At 66.1% G+C, this 16,614-nt stretch carries 15 protein-coding genes and 1 pseudogene; 9 read left to right on the top strand and 7 right to left on the bottom strand.

Annotated features, from left to right (window positions below):
- The first annotated feature begins 145 nt into the window (after positions 1 to 145).
- From mdlC to AC5Y4F_RS03110, 4 genes are all read left to right on the top strand, one after another.
- On the top strand, positions 146 to 1,762 hold the full coding sequence (gene mdlC / locus AC5Y4F_RS03125) for a benzoylformate decarboxylase (protein WP_067930132.1): 1,617 nt from the start codon (positions 146 to 148) through the stop codon (positions 1,760 to 1,762).
- 3 nt (positions 1,763 to 1,765) lie between these two features.
- The gene (locus tag AC5Y4F_RS03120; protein ID WP_067930130.1) at positions 1,766 to 2,173 is read left to right on the top strand and encodes a tautomerase family protein; all 408 of its coding nucleotides are present in this window, start codon (positions 1,766 to 1,768) and stop codon (positions 2,171 to 2,173) included.
- Positions 2,173 to 4,044 carry an FAD-linked oxidase C-terminal domain-containing protein gene (locus AC5Y4F_RS03115; RefSeq protein ID WP_067930128.1) on the top strand — a complete coding sequence of 624 codons (1,872 nt, stop codon included), beginning with the start codon at positions 2,173 to 2,175 and terminating at the stop codon, positions 4,042 to 4,044. Before AC5Y4F_RS03120 ends, AC5Y4F_RS03115 begins: the two co-directional genes overlap by 1 nt.
- 345 nt (positions 4,045 to 4,389) lie before the next feature.
- Positions 4,390 to 6,339 carry a fumarylacetoacetate hydrolase family protein gene (locus AC5Y4F_RS03110; protein WP_499995068.1) on the top strand — a complete coding sequence of 650 codons (1,950 nt, stop codon included), beginning with the start codon at positions 4,390 to 4,392 and terminating at the stop codon, positions 6,337 to 6,339.
- Here the strand turns inward: AC5Y4F_RS03110 and AC5Y4F_RS03105 are convergent.
- Positions 6,287 to 6,703 (bottom strand): hypothetical protein, encoded by a 417-nt coding sequence (locus AC5Y4F_RS03105; RefSeq protein ID WP_067930119.1) that lies wholly within the window; start codon positions 6,701 to 6,703, stop codon positions 6,287 to 6,289. The genes AC5Y4F_RS03110 and AC5Y4F_RS03105 overlap by 53 nt on opposite strands.
- A gap of 76 nt (positions 6,704 to 6,779) precedes the next feature.
- Between AC5Y4F_RS03105 and AC5Y4F_RS03100 the strand changes: the two genes are divergently transcribed.
- Positions 6,780 to 7,586 (top strand): enoyl-CoA hydratase/isomerase family protein, encoded by an 807-nt coding sequence (locus tag AC5Y4F_RS03100; RefSeq protein WP_067930118.1) that lies wholly within the window; start codon positions 6,780 to 6,782, stop codon positions 7,584 to 7,586.
- Positions 7,587 to 7,756: 170 nt separating this feature from the next.
- Here the strand turns inward: AC5Y4F_RS03100 and AC5Y4F_RS03095 are convergent, their stop codons facing one another.
- From AC5Y4F_RS03095 to AC5Y4F_RS03080, 4 genes are all read right to left on the bottom strand, one after another.
- The gene (locus tag AC5Y4F_RS03095; RefSeq protein ID WP_067930117.1) at positions 7,757 to 8,623 is read right to left on the bottom strand and encodes an LLM class flavin-dependent oxidoreductase; all 867 of its coding nucleotides are present in this window, start codon (positions 8,621 to 8,623) and stop codon (positions 7,757 to 7,759) included.
- A gap of 115 nt (positions 8,624 to 8,738) precedes the next feature.
- The gene (locus tag AC5Y4F_RS03090; RefSeq protein ID WP_067930116.1) at positions 8,739 to 9,485 is read right to left on the bottom strand and encodes an STAS domain-containing protein; all 747 of its coding nucleotides are present in this window, start codon (positions 9,483 to 9,485) and stop codon (positions 8,739 to 8,741) included.
- 365 nt (positions 9,486 to 9,850) lie between these two features.
- A complete protein-coding gene (locus AC5Y4F_RS03085) occupies positions 9,851 to 10,840 on the bottom strand; it encodes a DUF4873 domain-containing protein (protein ID WP_499995758.1) in 990 nt (329 codons plus the stop codon).
- A gap of 236 nt (positions 10,841 to 11,076) precedes the next feature.
- Complete coding sequence (locus AC5Y4F_RS03080) at positions 11,077 to 11,982, bottom strand: AurF N-oxygenase family protein (protein ID WP_499995066.1); 906 nt, start codon at positions 11,980 to 11,982, stop codon at positions 11,077 to 11,079.
- A gap of 124 nt (positions 11,983 to 12,106) precedes the next feature.
- Here AC5Y4F_RS03080 and cobF point away from each other — a divergent pair, with 124 nt between their 5' ends.
- The 4 genes and pseudogenes from cobF to AC5Y4F_RS03060 all read left to right on the top strand — a co-directional run bounded on the left by cobF (position 12,107) and on the right by AC5Y4F_RS03060 (position 14,513).
- Entirely contained in the window at positions 12,107 to 12,853 is a 747-nt protein-coding gene (gene cobF / locus AC5Y4F_RS03075; protein WP_067930114.1) for a precorrin-6A synthase (deacetylating), read from the top strand.
- A gap of 4 nt (positions 12,854 to 12,857) precedes the next feature.
- A pseudogene (locus tag AC5Y4F_RS03070) lies at positions 12,858 to 13,100 on the top strand (DNA-formamidopyrimidine glycosylase family protein); the annotation flags it as partial.
- A 162-nt stretch (positions 13,101 to 13,262) separates the two neighbouring features.
- Positions 13,263 to 13,721 (top strand): zinc finger domain-containing protein, encoded by a 459-nt coding sequence (locus AC5Y4F_RS03065; protein ID WP_231986250.1) that lies wholly within the window; start codon positions 13,263 to 13,265, stop codon positions 13,719 to 13,721.
- A 42-nt stretch (positions 13,722 to 13,763) separates the two neighbouring features.
- Complete coding sequence (locus AC5Y4F_RS03060) at positions 13,764 to 14,513, top strand: SDR family oxidoreductase (protein WP_067930110.1); 750 nt, start codon at positions 13,764 to 13,766, stop codon at positions 14,511 to 14,513.
- 3 nt (positions 14,514 to 14,516) lie between these two features.
- Here AC5Y4F_RS03060 and pgi read toward each other — a convergent pair whose 3' ends face one another.
- Together pgi and AC5Y4F_RS03050 are read right to left on the bottom strand one after the other, a co-directional pair.
- Entirely contained in the window at positions 14,517 to 16,181 is a 1,665-nt protein-coding gene (gene pgi / locus AC5Y4F_RS03055) for a glucose-6-phosphate isomerase (protein WP_499995063.1), read from the bottom strand.
- A gap of 78 nt (positions 16,182 to 16,259) precedes the next feature.
- Entirely contained in the window at positions 16,260 to 16,580 is a 321-nt protein-coding gene (locus AC5Y4F_RS03050) for a chorismate mutase (protein WP_067930104.1), read from the bottom strand.
- Positions 16,581 to 16,614: the final 34 nt, after the last annotated feature.

Here is a 16,614-nt window from a genome sequence, read left to right as displayed (position 1 = left end):
AGCGACCGGAGCCGCAGACGGATGTCAACCCACGGGGCTTCCCTGGTTTCGTCCAACCCGTCGTTTCCACGGGGTCCACGAAACCTCCCAGAGTGTGTGATCTCTGCATGCTTTGCCCACACGTGATCGACGAGGGATTAAAACGATGACCAGTGCCAAAACCGTCCACGAGGTCACCTACGACCTCCTGCGAACATTGGGATTGACCACGATATTCGGCAACCCCGGCTCCACCGAACAAACCTTCTTGCAGCACTTCCCAGACGACTTCACCTACGTGCTGGGCCTGCAGGAGGCCTCCGTGCTCGCGATGGCTGACGGCTTCGCGCAATCGACCGGCAAGCCCGCGCTGGTCAATCTACATACCGCGGCGGGCACCGGCAACGCGATGGGCAGCCTCGTCGCTGCCTACCGAGCCAATACGCCACTGATCGTCACCGCCGGTCAGCAGACCCGCGAAATGTCGCTGTGCGACCCGTATCTGAACAATCCCGACGCGACCCTGATGCCGCAGCCGTGGGTCAAGTGGGCCTACGAGCCCGCCCGCGCCGAGGATGTGCCCGCGGCATTTATGCGCGCCTACGCGGTGGCGACCCAGCCGTCGGCCGGTCCGGTGTTCCTGTCCATCCCGCTCGACGACTGGAATAAGCCGGCACTGGGCCCGGCCGTGGTCCGGACGGTCAGCCAACGCGTGCAGCCCGACGTCGAGCGGTTGCGTGAGTTCGCCACGCGGATCAGTCATGCGGAGCGTCCACTGTTGGTGCTCGGCCCTGAGGTGGACCGTGCCGGTGCCTGGGACGCCGGTATCGCGTTCGCGGAGAAGCTGCGCGCGCCGGTCCGCGGCAGTGGGCTCTCGGACAGGTGCTCGTTCCCCGAGGACCACTCCTTGTACGGTGGTCCGCTGCCGTTGACGATCGCCGGTGTCAGCGAGGCACTGGCTGGTTACGACCTGGTTATCGTGATCGGCGCGCAGGTGTTCCGGTACTACCCCTTCGTCGCCGGTGATTATCTGCCCGAGGGCACCGAGCTACTGCAGATCACCGCCGATCCCCATCTCGCCGCGACCGCGCCGGTGGGTGACAGCCTGCTCGGCGACATGGGCACCGTGCTCGCACAGCTCCTGAACCTCGTTGAGGTGCCGCGCGACCGGAAGCCCCCGCCGGGATTGAGCAAGGACTTGAGCGTCGAACTGCCGGTGGCCTCGGCGCCACTGGCGCCCAACGACGTCTACGCGGTACTCAGTTCGGTCAAGCCCGACGACGCTGCGGTCGTGATGGAGTCGACCTCGACGCTGGCGGACCTCATCAAGTGGTGGCCGACCCGACGGCCGGGGAGCTTCTTCGCCACGGGTAGCGGAGGCATCGGCTGGGGAGTGCCGGCAGCTGTGGGCATCGCGCTTGGAGACCAGGCCCGCGGGGTGAAGCGGACCATCGTCGCCTCGATCGGCGACGGTTCGTTCCAATATTCGATACAGGCCATCTGGACGGCTGCGCAACACAAGCTTCCCATCGTGTTCGTGGTGCAGCGCAATGGCGAGTACGCAGTACTCAAGTCGTTTGCGCTGCTCGAGAAAACTCGCAATGTGCCCGGAATGGACTTGCCTGGACTTGATATCGCCTCGCTGGCAACAGGTTTCGGATGCCGCGCGGCCACTGCGGACGGTACCGAGAGCCTGGTGCGCGAATTCAAGGCGGCCCTGGACGCCGACGGGCCCACCGTCCTGGTGGTGCCCACCAAGCCGCAACTGCCGTTCCTGGGCTGAGAGATGCCGGTCTACACGTGCACGGCAGTGCAATCGACGCTGAGCTCCGACACCAAGGCCAACCTGGCGGCCGAAGTCACCCGCATTCACTCGATGATCAACCACGTTCCAGGCACGTACGTCAACGTCGTCTTCCATGAACTGGCCCCCGACGACGTATACACCGATGGGAAACCGGCACAACCGCTTCTGATCAACGGCTGGGTTCGTACCGGACACCCCGAAGCGCAAAGTAGCCAACTGGTGGCTGAGATCGCTGCAGCGGCATCTCGAGTCACCGGCATCCCCGCCAAGCGGGTGCTGGTCGTCATCCAAAACAGTCCAGCGCATTTCGCGATCGAAGGTGGGCGGGTGCTACCCGCCCCGGGGGAAGAAGAGTCGTGGTTGCGACAGCAGAAGGAAGCAGATTGATGTCCACTCACGCTTCGCAAAACCCTACGGCTGCAGACGGTGTTGCCATTGAGCGGTTCGCCGCGGCGGCCGCTGCCCATGGCGACGTGACCACCGATTTGGGCCAGCTCGCCGAACGCGGCCGTGACTACTGGGGCGTCGGGGGGGTGGCAGGCCTACTGCTACGCCCCCGCGGCCGCGACGACATCGCACCGATCATGCGGCTGGCATCCCGGCACAACGTGGCGATCGTGCCGCGCGGCGGAGCCTCGAACTGCTCGGGCGGGATGATGCCCACCGCGGGCCGCGTCCTGCTCGACTTGTCCGGCCTCAACCAGATCCTTCACATCGATGCCGAGAATCGCCGCGCCCGCGTCGAACCCGGCGTCATCAACTCCGACCTGCAAGCCGCGCTGGCACCGCACGGATTGTGCTTCTCACCCGATCCCGTCTCAGCACACCTGGCCACCGTGGCGGGCAACATCATCGAGAACGCTGGCGGCCCACACGCGTTGAAGTACGGCGTCACCTTCAACCACATCCTGAGCGTCAACGTCGTCCTGCCCGACGGGTCGTCTGTCACCTTCAGCGCCGACGACGAGGGACCTGACCTCCTCGGTGTCCTCATCGGATCGGAGGGAACTCTCGGCATCGTCACCGAAGCCACCGTCGCACTGCGGCCGCTCGCCGAGGTCACCCACAGTCTGATGGGCGCGTTCGCCACCGCCAGAGAAGCCGCCGATACCATCGCCGCGGTCATCGCCACCGGCGTGGTGCCCGCCGCCGTGGAGTGGCTCGACCGAGCGGGCATCGCCGGACTGCAGCAGTTCTACGACACCGGCTATCCGCTTGATGCCGATTCCATCGTGCTGATCGACGTCGACGGCACCCCTGCCGAGGTGGCCCACGACCAGGCGATCGTGGAAAGGGTACTGCGTGAGCGGGCAACCGAAGTGCGGATAGCAAAGGACGAGAAGGACCGCGACGCCCTGTGGTACGGCCGCCTCAACGCCCCCAACTCGGTGGTGCAAAGCGGCAAGGGCTTCTTCATCGGTGACGTCACCGTGCCCCGTGACCGTATCCCCGAGATGCAGGAAGCCATTCAGGCCACCGCAGCACGCCATTCCGACGGCCTGCTGTTCATCGCGGTGTGCGGTCACGCCGGCGATGGCGACCTGCACCCCACGACGTTCTACGACAAGGACAACCCGCTGGCGACGTCCGCCCTGGAGGCCGCCAACAATGAGATCATAGAAGCCGCATTGGAATTGGGCGGCACCATCACCGGCGAGCACGGTGTCGGCACCGAGAAGATCCAATTCATGACCAAGCGCTTCACCCCGGTGGAGATCGCCGCACAACGCTCGATCAAGAAGGCATTCGATCCCGCCGGACTGCTCAACCCCGGGGTCATGTTGCCCGAACATAGTCCCGAGGAGCCCGACACCAGCGCGTTCGGCGCCGCGGTGCGTGCCGCCCTCACAGGCAGCCTGACGCCGGCGTCGGACCTCCCGCTCACCGTGGGTGACAACACCGACATGACAGTCAACCTCGGCAACCTCAGCCTGGTCGTCGGCGCCGATGCCACCGTCGAGTCAGTCAACCGCTACCTCGACGAGCACGGAGTCGCGTGCGCTGCGGTCCCCACTGCGGGCGGAAGGCGCACCATCGGACAACTCATGGCCACCGCGACTGGGGTCGAACGGGACCACATCAGGCACGCCCTGCTCGGTGCCGACGTCACCGTGACGGACGGACATACCCCCGCCCGATTCGGCGCTGAGACCATGAAGGATGTCGCCGGATATGACACCAAACGGCTGTATATCAGCGCACACGGCGCGTTCGGCGCCCTGACCGCCCTGATCTTCAAGATATCCGTCAAGGCGTGACCGGCCCGCTACGGCTACCGGTGGAGCGATTACCCGGCAGTGTCGATGGCTCGAGCGAACACGCCTGCCGCTTCCGACGATGGCCCGCAGCTTGGCGCTGATCTCACATGCAGTCATGACCGGATGGTCAATGCACGCCACCGGTGGCTGACTGCGATCAGAGTCCAGTCACAAGCTGCACATGCCGATCTCGTCGGTCGCTCGCCCCGGGTTTCCCCGTGGGGCAGACGGCCCGAAGGCGTCGATCGATCGCCTGCCTACACTCGAAAGGATGCTTATACGTCGCAATGTTGGCCTACGAATACCGCGCCCATTGAATACTGCGCCTTCGTCGGGTGTGCGCGAATGAAATGGGTGACCTACCTTGACGCCGATGGTGAACGCACCGGGTTGCTCTCCGACGACACCATCTACGCGATGCGTGTGGGTGTGACGCTGCTTGACCTGATCGGCCGCGGTGCCGACGGGTTACGCGCGGCCGGCGAGGATACGTTGCAAGCCCCGGCGGCGACAGTGCCCCTGGGTACGGTGCGGCTCTTGGCGCCCATCCCGCGCCCGCCGTCCATCCGGGATTCCCTGTGCTTCCTCGACCACATGCGTAACTGCCAAGCCGCGATGGGCGCCGGGCGGCTGCTCGCCGACAGCTGGTACCGCATCCCCGCGTTCTACTTCGCCTGTGCGGCAACCGTTTTAGGGCCCTACGACGACGCGCCGACGGCGCCCGGAAGTGCTTGGCAAGACTTCGAATTGGAGATCGCCGCGGTGATCGGCACCGGCGGAAAGGATCTCACCGTCGAACAGGCCGAGCGGGCGATCATCGGCTACACCATCTTCAACGACTGGTCCGCGCGCGACCTGCAGCAGATGGAAGGCCAATTGGGTATCGGACAGGGCAAGGGCAAGGACAGCGGCGTCACGCTGGGTCCTTACCTGGTGACCCCCGACGAACTCGAGCCGTACCGCCATCCCTCCCATCCGGGCAAGCTGGACCTGCGGGTCACCGCCCTGGTCAACGACGCCGTCATCGGTACGGGGTCGACGGCCCAGATGGACTGGACCTTCGGCGAAGTCATCTCCTACGCCTCGCGCGGCGTGACCCTCAACCCCGGCGATGTCATCGGCTCCGGGACGGTGCCCACCTGCACACTGGTCGAGCACCTCAATCCCCGTGCGCTGGAATCGTTTCCCGGTTGGCTACACGACGGCGACGTCGTCACGCTGCAAGTCCAGGGTTTAGGGGAGACCCGGCAGACCGTCCGCGCGAGCAGCGCGCCACACGCGTTGACCGCTCGGCCCAACCCCGACGTCGCGCCCGCAGCGCCGCGGGTCAATCGGGCACCGACCCGGGTGCCCTACACCCGCGGGCTGCATCAGGTGGCCGACCGGGTGTGGGCATGGACGCTGCCGGACGGGGGCTACGGGTGGAGCAACGCCGGGCTGATCGCCGGCGAGGGCGCGTCGGTGTTGGTGGACACCCTGTTCGACCTGGCGCTGACCCGCGAGATGCTCACCGCCATGCGGCCCATCACCGGGTCCGCACCCATCACCGACGCGTTGATCACCCACTCCAACGGCGACCACACCCACGGCAACCAACTGCTCGACAAGTCGGTCCGCATCATCGCCGCGCACGGCACCGCCGAGGAGATCGAGCACGGGATGGCGCCGGAGATGCTGGCCATGGCGCAAACCGCCAACCTCGGGCCGGTGGCGACCCCGTACACGCGAGAACGCTTCGGGCACTTCGACTTCAGCAACATCACGCTGCGCAACGCCGACCAGACCTTCGAGCGCAACCTGTCCATCGAGGTCGGCGGCCGGCGGATCGACATGCTGAATCTGGGTCCCGCGCACACGGCGGCCGACTCGGTGGTGCACGTGCCCGACGCGGGGGTGCTGTTCGGCGGCGACCTGCTGTTCATCGGCTGCACGCCCATCGTGTGGGCCGGCCCGATCGCCAACTGGGTCGCGGCGTGCGACACGATGATCGCGCTGGACGCGCCGACGGTGGTGCCCGGCCACGGCCCCATCACCGATCCGGACGGAATCCGCGCGGTGCGTGGCTATCTCGTGCACGTCGCCGAACAGGCCGAGGCCGCCTACCGCCGGGGCTTGTCGTGGGCCGAGGCCGCCGACATCATCGACCTCGGCGAGTACGCCACCTGGCTGGACGCGGAGCGGGTCGTGGTCAACGTGTATCAGCGATACCGTGAATTGGATCCGCAGACAACGCAATTGGAGGTCATGGCCCTGCTGGTGATGCAGGCCGAATGGCTGGCCAAACGGTCAGGCTGAACCGCGAAAGTGCAACTGCCAACGCGTTTCCCGAGAAGGGGCGTCGGCAGTTGCACGTTCGCGGGTAGGGTTGGACGGCCCGCACGAAAGTGATCCTCGCGGCCGCGCCCTGCCGCGCGCGCTCGTCCAGTGGCGGCAGGCCAGCCGCGGCGAACAGGTCGGTGAGCGAAAACGTGGTCGTCTCCCACCCGTCGGCGCGCAGGTGCGCGGCCACGTGGGTGTGCTCGCCCGGGTAGGCCAGCGCGGCGATATTCATGTCGGGCCCGTGTCGTCGCCGGCCCTCGGCCGTGCGCCGCGCCACCGTGGTGGCGGTGGCCCCCACGCTGTTGGTCAGGTCCCAGGTATCACCTTCGCTTCGTGCCATGTCTGCTCCGTCGACGCGGTCGCAAAACCACGGTATGCCTACTCGGTAAATGGCGATGTCGCCTACGGTTCCCCCTATGCCTGCAGTGACACTGGAACCTCTCGAAGACAACATCGCCTGCATCACCCTGAACCGGCCAGAGCGCCTCAACGCCATCGACGGGTCGTTGATCGACGGCGTCCACGAGGCTCTCGACGTGCTGGACAAAGGTGAGTATCGGGTGGCGGTCCTGACCGGTGCCGGACGCGGATTCTGCGCCGGCGCGGATTTGAGCGGCACCGGGCGGCCATGGACGCAGAACAAGCCGACCACGCCGCCGTTCAAGGCCAACTACGACGCCCAGGTTCGGTTGGCCAACCTGTACACGCGGATCTATGAGATGGACATCCCGGTCATCGGTGCGGTCAACGGTGTCGCCGTCGGGGGTGGCCTGGCGTTCGCGTTGGTCTGCGATATCCGCGTCGCCTCCGAGCAAGCCCGGTTCGGTTCGGTGTTCATCAAGGCGGGCTTCTCGTCGATGGACATGGGCACCAGCTACCTGCTGCCCAAGATCGTCGGCGCCGGGGTGGCGCGCGAACTCATGCTCACCGGACGCATCATCGACGCGGCCGAGGCCTATCGCATCAAGCTGGTGCACGAAGTCGTCGCATCCGATGAGCTGATGCCCGCCGCACTCAAGCTGGCCCGCTCGATCGCCGAGAACAACGCATACGGCGTGTGGCAGACCAAGATTGGCCTCAATGCCGCGCTGGACGCGCCAAGCCTGCGCCACGCCATCGAGATCGAGAACCGCACTCAGATCCTCAGCGGCTTCACGAACAACCCGGTCGAGGCCGCCATGGCGCACCGGGAGAAGCGCGCTCCGAAATGGGATGTGCTGTAACGCTTCACGTCATGGCGGCGGCCCACTGCGCCCGGCTGCGCCGCGCTTGTGACCACCGCTGTGCCCGATGGCGGCGGCCCACTGCGCCCGGCTGCGCCGCGCTTGTGACCACCGCGGTGCCCGATGGCGGCGGCCCACTGCGCCCGGCTGCGCCGCGCTTGTGACCACCGCTAGAGTTTCGCGATCACGTTCTCGGCAAACATCTCCAGGTTGCGGATCTTGCTGTCCAGGGGCTCGGTGTCCTTGCCCTTGATGTAGGGGATGCGGAAGCCGACGATGACGTCTGTGACGCCCTTGTCCTCGAGCCGCTTGATGCCGTCCGCGGTATAGGCGTCGGCCGAGATGACGTGGATCTCGAACGGCCCGGTCTTGCCGGCTTCTGCGCGGAACTTGTTGAGCTTGGCCAGGAGGTGGTCGAGTTCCTCGGGGTCGCCGCCGCCGTGCATCCAGCCGTCCAGGCGTGCCGCACGCCGCAGGGCGGCGTCAGCGTGCCCGCCGATCAGGATTGGGACGGGCTTGGTGGGCGCCGGCGTCATTTTGGTCTTGGGGATGTCGTAGAACTCGCCGTGGAATTCGAAGTAGTCACCGGTGGTGAGGCCCTGGATGATCTCGATGCATTCGTCCATCCGCTTGCCGCGCCGGGCGAACGGGACTCCCAGCAGCTCGTAGTCCTCAGGCCATGGGCTGGTGCCGACGCCGAAACCCACCCGATTGTCGGTCATCGCGGCCAGCGACCCAATTTGCTTGGCCACCAACGCCGGTGGCCGGATGGGCAGCTTGAGCACGAAGAAGTTGAAGCGCAGTCTCGTGGTCACCGCGCCCAATGCCGAAGTCAGCACGAAAGTCTCGATGAACTCCTTGCCGTCGAGGAAATCCCGGTTGCCGTCCGGGGTGTAGGGGTACTTCGAGTCCGATTCGAAGGGGTAGGCGATGCTGTCGGCGATCGTCATGGCGTGGTAGCCGGCCGCCTCGGCCGCTTTGGCCAGCGGGACGTAATACCGAAAGTCAGTCATCGCCTCTGCGTAGGTAAACCGCACGTCATCTGCCTTCCTGAAGGAGTCGTCCTTCGAGACTAGAACGTGTTCTAGTTTCAGCACAACCGGGCCGAGGGGCGCCACTGCCACCCGGTGGTCGCCGGAGGCAGGTATACGACTAAAGCTGGTTCTCGGGACCGATGATCGCCCACACCGTCTTGCCGGACGAGGTTGGCGTGCTGCCCCACGCGCGGGACAACGCGTCGACGATCGCCAGCCCCGACACGTCGATGCCTTTCTTCGGCGACGGCAATCGCAGCGCGGGTGTATTGCTCGCATCCGACACCGCAATAGTCGCGGTGGCGCCTTGCGCTTCGACTCGCACCGCCGGAACGCTCGCGGTGTGTTCCAGCACGTTTTCGACGAACACGTTGACCACCACCAACGCCACCGGAATGAGCTTGGACTGCGACCACGTGGTGAGCCATTCGCGGACCAGGCGCCGTGACTCGCGCAGGCTGGTCAGATCGGCGGGCAGCTGAACCTCGGCGCGCCGCACCGGGCGGCGGCTGTTCTGTCCGAGTGCCTTTAATGCGGCCTTCTCGCTCGAATAGACCGGGATGAAGTGGGTGACACCGCTACTAGTAATCGCTTCGCGGGCGGCCCGGTCGGTGCAGACCAACGCGATCGGAATGTGGGGGACGCTGCCGACCTGCCAGTACGCGCCCATGAAGGCCGACCATGCGGACTCCGTGTGCACCTTGAGCCCCGATACGTCGACGATCACGGCGGCGGTGGCATCGTCCAGCGTGGCCTTGAGGATGCGTTCGCGAAGTGGCGTCTCGTGGGCGGCATCAAGCTCACCGTCGACGGTCAGAACGGCAACCGAGCCATCCGTCCGCATTGCAACGGCCACCGGGCTCATTCCAGCTCGGTCCTGACGTCCGGTTCCATTTCCCGCTCCTCGCAATCCGCCGGGCCGATTGCTTGAGTATCCGCTCTCGGCGGCAAAAGTCTAATTCGCGGGGCGGCGGTCTCGATACCGGAGGAAACCGCAGGCCGCGTCTGGGATCGGACAAATACCGCAACACTCGTCTGCGATGAAAGCACCATGCGCCCCCCTCCGTCGGGAAGCCGACCACACCGCCCAACGCGCCACGAAGACGATCGCCCAGTACGCACTTTCTACGGGATTACCACATGGTGAGAGCCGCCAAACTTTTCGGTATGTCCGCGATCAGGGCGCTCACCGGGGCAAAGGCTCCGACGCACCGCCGCGTGTCAGCCTTCTCAGTGGTTGCTCAGCGCGTAGGGGGGAGCGCCCACTCCGGCGACCGAGTGCGTCCCCCACGGTGTTTGTTCGACGATGCGTGCCGGCGTGCTGCACTCACCGATGGTCAGCGTGCCGATCCTCGCTTGCTTGAGGATGTCGCCGCACAACGGTTCCGACGAGGAACCAAATACCGTTCCCTGCCAGTGGTAGTGGCCGTCGATCGGGTCCAGGTGGCCGGTGAGCCGGACGCGCACCGAGTGGCGGGTGCCTGCGATTTCCAGCGTGGCAGCGCCGTCGTAGGTGGCTTCGTCGGCGGGCGCGCTGGCCGAGAGATCGAAGGCGGATGCCACCGGGGGCGGCTCGGCGGCTCGCAACTGAGCCCGCTCGTTGAACACCTGCTGGCTGCTGGCCCGCACCTCGATGCGGCGACTGGCGGTACCCCGCATGATGTCCAGGCACTTGACGACGTAGCGCAACTGCGCGTCCGGATCGGGTCCGGTGAGGAAGAAGTAGTTGGGAAAGTCGCGAACGGCCACCCCGTAGAACGGCTCCATGCCCTCGTACCACGCCTGCCGAATGGTCAGGCCGGTAGCGCCGACCAAGGTCTGGTCGGCGAAGTCCTCGGGCACGGAGAACCCGGTGCCGTAGATGATGGCGTCGACGGCGTGGTCGACGCCATCGATGGTCCGCACGCCCGAGGCGGTCACCGCCTCAATGGCCGAAGCGGCGATCGCCACGCGGGCCCGGGCGGCCCGCAGGGTGCGGCGGCGCAGCCAATGTGCGGCGCGGGTGGACCACAGCGGGATTTCGGTCACGACGCGCCGCGGTGCGTAAGCGAACACGGTGACCGATGCGGCCGCCCGCGCCAGGCGCCCGAGGTGGTGTCCGGCCGCGGTGTCGGTGCCGACCACCGCGATGTGCTTGCCGGACGGATCGAATCCGGAATCCCAGGCCGCGGCGTGGAACGACACTCCGCGAAACTCGTCACGCCCGGGTATGCGGGGCAGCCATGGTCGCTGCACCGGGCGGTCGGTGGCAACGACGACATCGGCCCGGAGGTGTTCGCCGTCCGCCGCGGTCAACAGCCAGGAGTCGGAGTCGTCGTCAAAGCGCGCGTGCCGACCCCGCCCGTCCAGCGTCACCAGGTCGGTGAAATCGGCTGCCAGCAAGGCGGTTTGGGCACTTCGGCGAAATGCGCCTGCACCGACGACGGCGATATGGCAGCGGCGCTCGGGCGACCGCGTCACAGAAACCTGCTGCGCTTCCAGCCGCGGCGTGCGATCGGGCCCATCAGGCCGATCTCGGTCAAAAACGCCGCCAGTGGAGCGAAGCCGGCAACCTGCATGGCGCGCCGATGCGAACTGGTTCGCGCGACCTTGCGGGCCCGCTTAGGGTCGAGGCCGGTTCGGGCGTAAGGCACCGGATTGCTGAACAGGTAATTGAAGAAATATCCGCCCAGGCCGTTGATGTTGGCCATGAACCAGCGGTTGAACCGGGGCATCTCGACGACGCGCTTGCGCGCGCCGTCGCGCGCGAACTGGATGTGGCGCGCCTCTTCCGTGACGTGAATACGCATGAGCCGCTGAATGATCGGCTGGAGCTCCGGATCGTCCATCATCTGCCGCTGCAGCGAGTCGAAGATCTCCTCACCGATCAGGGCTGCCACCCAGAGCATGGACCCGCGCTGAAACGCCAGCGGCAGCGCGTTGATGATCCATCGGTGAAACAGTCTGGGGCGCACCGGCTTGGCGCCGATGCGTTCAATGGCCTTGCCGAACATCACCATGTGCCGCGTCTCGTCGCCCAGTTCGGTCAACTTGTAATGCGTCGACCTGCTGGTCGGGTCCTCGTGCAGGATGGTGCGCAGCAGCGACTGGTTGAGCATGTTCTCGAACCAGATCCCGGCCGACAGTGTGTTGACCAGTTCCTGCTTGGACAGCTCGATTTGTTCCTCGCGAGTCATCTCGTCCCACATCGGCGTGCCGTACAGCGACACCAGCCGGGGCGGCAGGTAGAACTTGTCCGGATCCAACGGGGCATCCCAATCGATGTCGACGACGGGCTCATAAGACTTTTTGACCGAGCCCTTCAGCAGGCGGTCGGAGAATTCTTCACGACTCGGCCCTGCGGGCTTTACCGCTGAGGTCATCGCTGGCGTCCCTCCATTGGGTGCTTCGACGGTACCCAGGGTACTGGGTACTTGTGGTCCCGGCTAGATGCTGGAGGTTGCGATTCGGCAATCTGACGGGCAACGAAGATCAGGAGGCGAGGTAGTGGGCCGGCACATCCACGTCATCGGCATCGGTGCCGGCGATCCCGCCTACGTGACCGTGCAGGCCATCGATGCGCTCAACGACGTCCAGGTGTTCTTCGCGATGGACAAGGGCGAGCAGAAGAGCGACCTGGTGGCGCTGCGACGCGAGATCTGCGGCCGCTTCATCCGCGAGCCGGGCTACCGCTTCGTGGAGCTACCCGACCCGAAGCGGACAGGTGATGCCGACTACCGGGACGCGGTTGCGGACTGGCATGCCGCCCGCGCGGCTATTTGGGCCGACGCCATCTCCGCCGAGCTGGGTCCGCATGGCGTCGGTGGTTTCTTGGCATGGGGCGATCCGTCGCTCTACGACAGCACGCTGCGCATCCTGGGTGCGGTGGCCACGCGGGTCGACTTCACCTTCGACGTCGTCCCGGGCATCACCGCGGTGCAGGCGCTGACCGCGCGGCACCGCATACCGCTAAACGAGGTCGGCGAACCCGTTCTGATCACCACGGGAAGGCAACTGCGCAACCGCGGGCCGGCCCTTGAAGCCGCCGTCGTGATGCTCGACGCCGACTGCTCGTTCCAGATTTGTCCGCCCGACACGCAGATCTGGTGGGGCGCCTACCTCGGCACCGAGAACGAACTGCTCATCGCGGGCACCGTCGGCGAGGTGGGGGCCCGCATCGTTTCGCTGCGAGCCGAAGCCCGCGCCCGGCACGGCTGGATCATGGACACCTATTTGCTGCGACCGGCACACTGAAACGGTGCCCGAACTACCCGAGATCGAAGCGCTGGTCGACCACCTGCGACGCCATGCCGTCGGCCTGACGATCGGCCGGGTCGACATCGGCGCCCTGTCCGTGTTGAAGACCTTCGACCCGCCGATCAGCGCGTTGCACGGCCAGAACGTGGCGGGCGCCGAGCGGTGGGGCAAGTACCTCGGGTTGCGGACAGACACCCTCTTCCTGATCGCGCATCTGTCGCGGGCGGGCTGGCTGCGGTGGTCGGACAAGCTGGCCGCGGCGCCGCTGCGGCCCGGCAAGGGCCCGATCGCGCTGCGGGTGCACCTGGGCACGCCCGGCGAGGCGCCGGGCTTCGACCTTACCGAGGCCGGCACCCAGAAGCGGCTGGCGGTGTGGCTGGTCGATGATCCGGCGCAGGTCCCCGGTATCGCCGCGCTCGGCCCGGACGCGCTCGACCTGGACGTGGACGCGCTGGGCAACCTGTTGGCGGGCAACACCGGCCGGATCAAGACGGTCATCACCGACCAGAAGATGATCGCCGGGATCGGCAACGCCTACAGCGACGAGATCCTGCACGTCGCCCGCATTTCGCCGTTCGCCACCGCCGGCAAGCTGTCCGAAGCGCAGCTCGCGACGCTGCACGACGCGATGGTCTCGGTGCTCACCGACGCGGTACGCCGGTCCGTCGGGCAGGGGGCGGCCACGCTCAAGGGCGAGAAGCGCTCCGGATTGCGGGTGCACGCCCGCACCGGGTTGCCCTGCCCGGTATGCGGGGACACCGTGCGCGAAGTGTCGTTCGCGGACAAGTCTTTTCAATACTGTCCAACGTGTCAGACCGGTGGGAAGATCCTGGCCGACCGGCGCATGTCGCGGTTGCTCAAGTAGTCACCCGACCGCGGACTTGACGCCTGTCGATATGCTGCCCCGATGACTCGCCAGAAGATCCTCATCACCGGCGCCAGCTCCGGGCTGGGCGCCGGAATGGCGCGCGCCTTCGCCGCCAAGGGCCGCGACCTCGCGCTGTGCGCGCGGCGCACCGACCGGCTCGATGAGCTGAAAGCCGAGCTCTCGCAGAAATATCCGGGCATCAAGATCGCGGTCGCCGCGCTGGACGTCAACGACCACGAGGCGGTCCCCAAGATATTCGCCGAACTCAGCGACGAACTGGGCGGCATCGACCGCATCGTCGTCAACGCCGGCATCGGCAAGGGTGCGAAACTGGGGTCCGGCAAGCTGTGGGCCAACAAGGCCACCCTCGAGACCAACCTGGTGTCAGCTCTGGTGCAGATCGAGACCGCCCTGGAGATGTTCAACAAGACCGGTTCGGGCCACCTGGTGCTGATCTCCTCGGTGCTCGGCAACAAGGGCGTGCCGGGAGTCAAGGCGGCCTATGCGGCGAGCAAGGCCGGGGTGAGCTCACTGGGCGAATCGCTGCGCGCCGAATACGCCAAAGGGCCCGTCAAGGTTTCGGTGCTGGAGCCCGGCTACATCGAGTCGGAGATGACGGCGAAGTCAAACAGCACAATGTTGATGGTGGACAACGAAACCGGCGTCAACGCCCTCGTCGCCGCCATGGAACGGGAGCCCGGCCGGGCGGCGGTGCCGTGGTGGCCGTGGGCGCCGCTGGTGCAGTTGATGCGGGTGCTGCCGCCTCGGCTGACCAAGATGTTCGCCTGAGATTCAGCTGGTTCGCCCACGTTCGCTGCGATAGCGACGCACCAGCGCGTCGGTGGAGCTGTCCGACTGCGGCGCCGGCGAGCCGTCCGCGGTGATCACCGGAAGCAGGGCCTTGGCCTGGGTCTTGCCCAGCTCCACGCCCCATTGGTCGAACGAGTCGATCCCCCAGATCACGCCCTCCGTGAAGACCTGATGTTCGTACAGCGCGATCAGCTGGCCCAACGCCGACGGGGTGAGCCGGTTGGCCAGAATCGATGTCGACGGCCGGTTACCGGGCATCACCTTGTGCGGCACGACGTCCGCGGGGGTGCCCTCGGCCGCAATCTCTTCGGCCGTCTTGCCGAAGGCCAGGACCTGGGTCTGGGCGAAGAAGTTGCTCATCAACAGGTCGTGCATGCTGCCGCTGCCTTCGGCGGTGGGCAGATCGTCGAGGGGCTGGCTGAATCCAATGAAGTCCGCGGGCACCAAGCGGGTGCCCTGATGCAGCAACTGGTAGAACGCGTGCTGCCCGTTGGTTCCCGGTTCGCCCCAGAAGATTTCACCGGTGTCCGTGGTGACCGGGCTGCCGTCGGCGCGGGTCGACTTGCCGTTGGATTCCATGGTCAGCTGTTGCAGATATGCGGCGAAACGCGCCAGGTCATTGGAATACGGGAGCACGGCGCGCGATTGCGCCCCCATGAAGTTGGAATACCACAGGCCGATAAGGCCAAGCAGCACAGGTGCGTTGGACTCCAACGGCGTGGTTTTGAAGTGCCGGTCGACGATGTGGAATCCGGATAGGAAGTCCGCGAAAGCTTGTCGGCCGATGACCGCCATCACCGACAGGCCGATCGCCGAGTCAACCGAGTAGCGGCCTCCTACCCAATCCCAGAACCCGAACATGTTTTCGGTGTTGATGCCGAAGTCGTCGACGAGGCGTTTGTTGGTGGACACGGCGACGAAGTGCTGGGACACCGCGGCGTCGCCGAGGGCATCGGTGATCCAGCGGCGCGCGGCCGTGGCATTGGTCAGGGTTTCCAGCGTCGAGAATGTCTTCGACGCAACGATGAATAGCGTTGTGGCGGGGTCTAAATCGGCCAGCGTGGCAATCAGGTCGGCCGGGTCCACGTTGGAGACGAACCGCGCCGAGATCCCCGCATCCGCATAGTGGCGCAGCGCCTGGTCGACCATTACCGGGCCGAGGTCCGATCCACCGATGCCGATGTTGACGACCGTGCTGATGCGTTTCCCGCTGGCTCCCGTCCATTCACCGCTGCGCAACCGGTCGGTGAAGTCGCCCATGGCGTCGAGCACCGAGTGCACGGCTTGGACGACGTTTTCGCCGTCGACGACCAACTCAGCGTCCCGGGGCAGTCGCAGCGCGGTGTGCAGGACCGCGCGATCCTCCGAGGTGTTGATGTGCACCCCCGCGAACATCTGGTCGCGCCGCTCTTCGAGGTTGGCCGTGCGCGCGAGATCGACCAAGAGCCGCAGCGTTTCTCGTGTGATGCGGTGCTTGCTGTAATCGATGTATAGGTCGCCGACCGAGACGGTCAGCTCCCGGCCGCGATCGGGATCGTCGTCGAAGAACTGGCGCAGATGAGTGTCGCCGATTTGGTCATGATGCCTACGCAGGGCGTCCCACGCCGGGGTGGCGGTGATGTCGGGGAGGATGTGCACGGAGGTCATGCCTCGACCCTATGGGCTGCGACGTGCCGGAGCCAGGTGTCGCAGCCAGCTCTGCGCCCGACCGATAAATCGTCGAGGTCAGTGACCGAGCCGTCCCCTGCCCAGACGCAGCAGCAGCATCGCCAGGTCCTTGCCTTCGGGGCCGAGGGCGCTGTAGCGCTCGATCACCTTCATTTCGCGGCTATGCACAAGCCGCGTGCCGCCGGATGCCATTCGGGCCTTGCCGATCGCCTGTGACACCTCGGTGCGCCGCTGCACGGCGGCCAGGATCGCAGCGTCGAGCCGGTCGATCTCGCGGCGCAACTCGTCGATGTCGGTGACCTCGTCGGTCTCTACCACCTCGATGTTCATTTCTGCTGACTCCGCGTCTTCGTCGTGATGTGGGGGTTCTGGTCTCATGCAGTATCGGGCCTCACAAAAGAAGAGCCCCGAA

The organism is Mycobacterium sp. NGS56, from assembly GCF_059812425.1.
Note: the sequence above shows the minus strand (reverse complement) of the source record. Positions and strands in the feature narration are given on the sequence as shown.

What these genes read in the sequence shown, in the direction of transcription:
- mdlC (WP_067930132.1), top strand. Translation starts at nt 146, where the DNA reads ATGACCAGTGCCAAAACCGTCCACGAGGTCACCTACGACCTCCTGCGA.
- AC5Y4F_RS03120 (WP_067930130.1), top strand. Translation starts at nt 1,766, where the DNA reads ATGCCGGTCTACACGTGCACGGCAGTGCAATCGACGCTGAGCTCCGAC.
- AC5Y4F_RS03115 (WP_067930128.1), top strand. Translation starts at nt 2,173, where the DNA reads ATGTCCACTCACGCTTCGCAAAACCCTACGGCTGCAGACGGTGTTGCC.
- AC5Y4F_RS03110 (WP_499995068.1), top strand. Translation starts at nt 4,390, where the DNA reads ATGAAATGGGTGACCTACCTTGACGCCGATGGTGAACGCACCGGGTTG.
- AC5Y4F_RS03105 (WP_067930119.1), bottom strand. Translation starts at nt 6,703, where the DNA reads ATGGCACGAAGCGAAGGTGATACCTGGGACCTGACCAACAGCGTGGGG.
- AC5Y4F_RS03100 (WP_067930118.1), top strand. Translation starts at nt 6,780, where the DNA reads ATGCCTGCAGTGACACTGGAACCTCTCGAAGACAACATCGCCTGCATC.
- AC5Y4F_RS03090 (WP_067930116.1), bottom strand. Translation starts at nt 9,485, where the DNA reads ATGAGCCCGGTGGCCGTTGCAATGCGGACGGATGGCTCGGTTGCCGTT.
- AC5Y4F_RS03080 (WP_499995066.1), bottom strand. Translation starts at nt 11,982, where the DNA reads ATGACCTCAGCGGTAAAGCCCGCAGGGCCGAGTCGTGAAGAATTCTCC.
- AC5Y4F_RS03060 (WP_067930110.1), top strand. Translation starts at nt 13,764, where the DNA reads ATGACTCGCCAGAAGATCCTCATCACCGGCGCCAGCTCCGGGCTGGGC.
- pgi (WP_499995063.1), bottom strand. Translation starts at nt 16,181, where the DNA reads ATGACCTCCGTGCACATCCTCCCCGACATCACCGCCACCCCGGCGTGG.
- AC5Y4F_RS03050 (WP_067930104.1), bottom strand. Translation starts at nt 16,580, where the DNA reads ATGAGACCAGAACCCCCACATCACGACGAAGACGCGGAGTCAGCAGAA.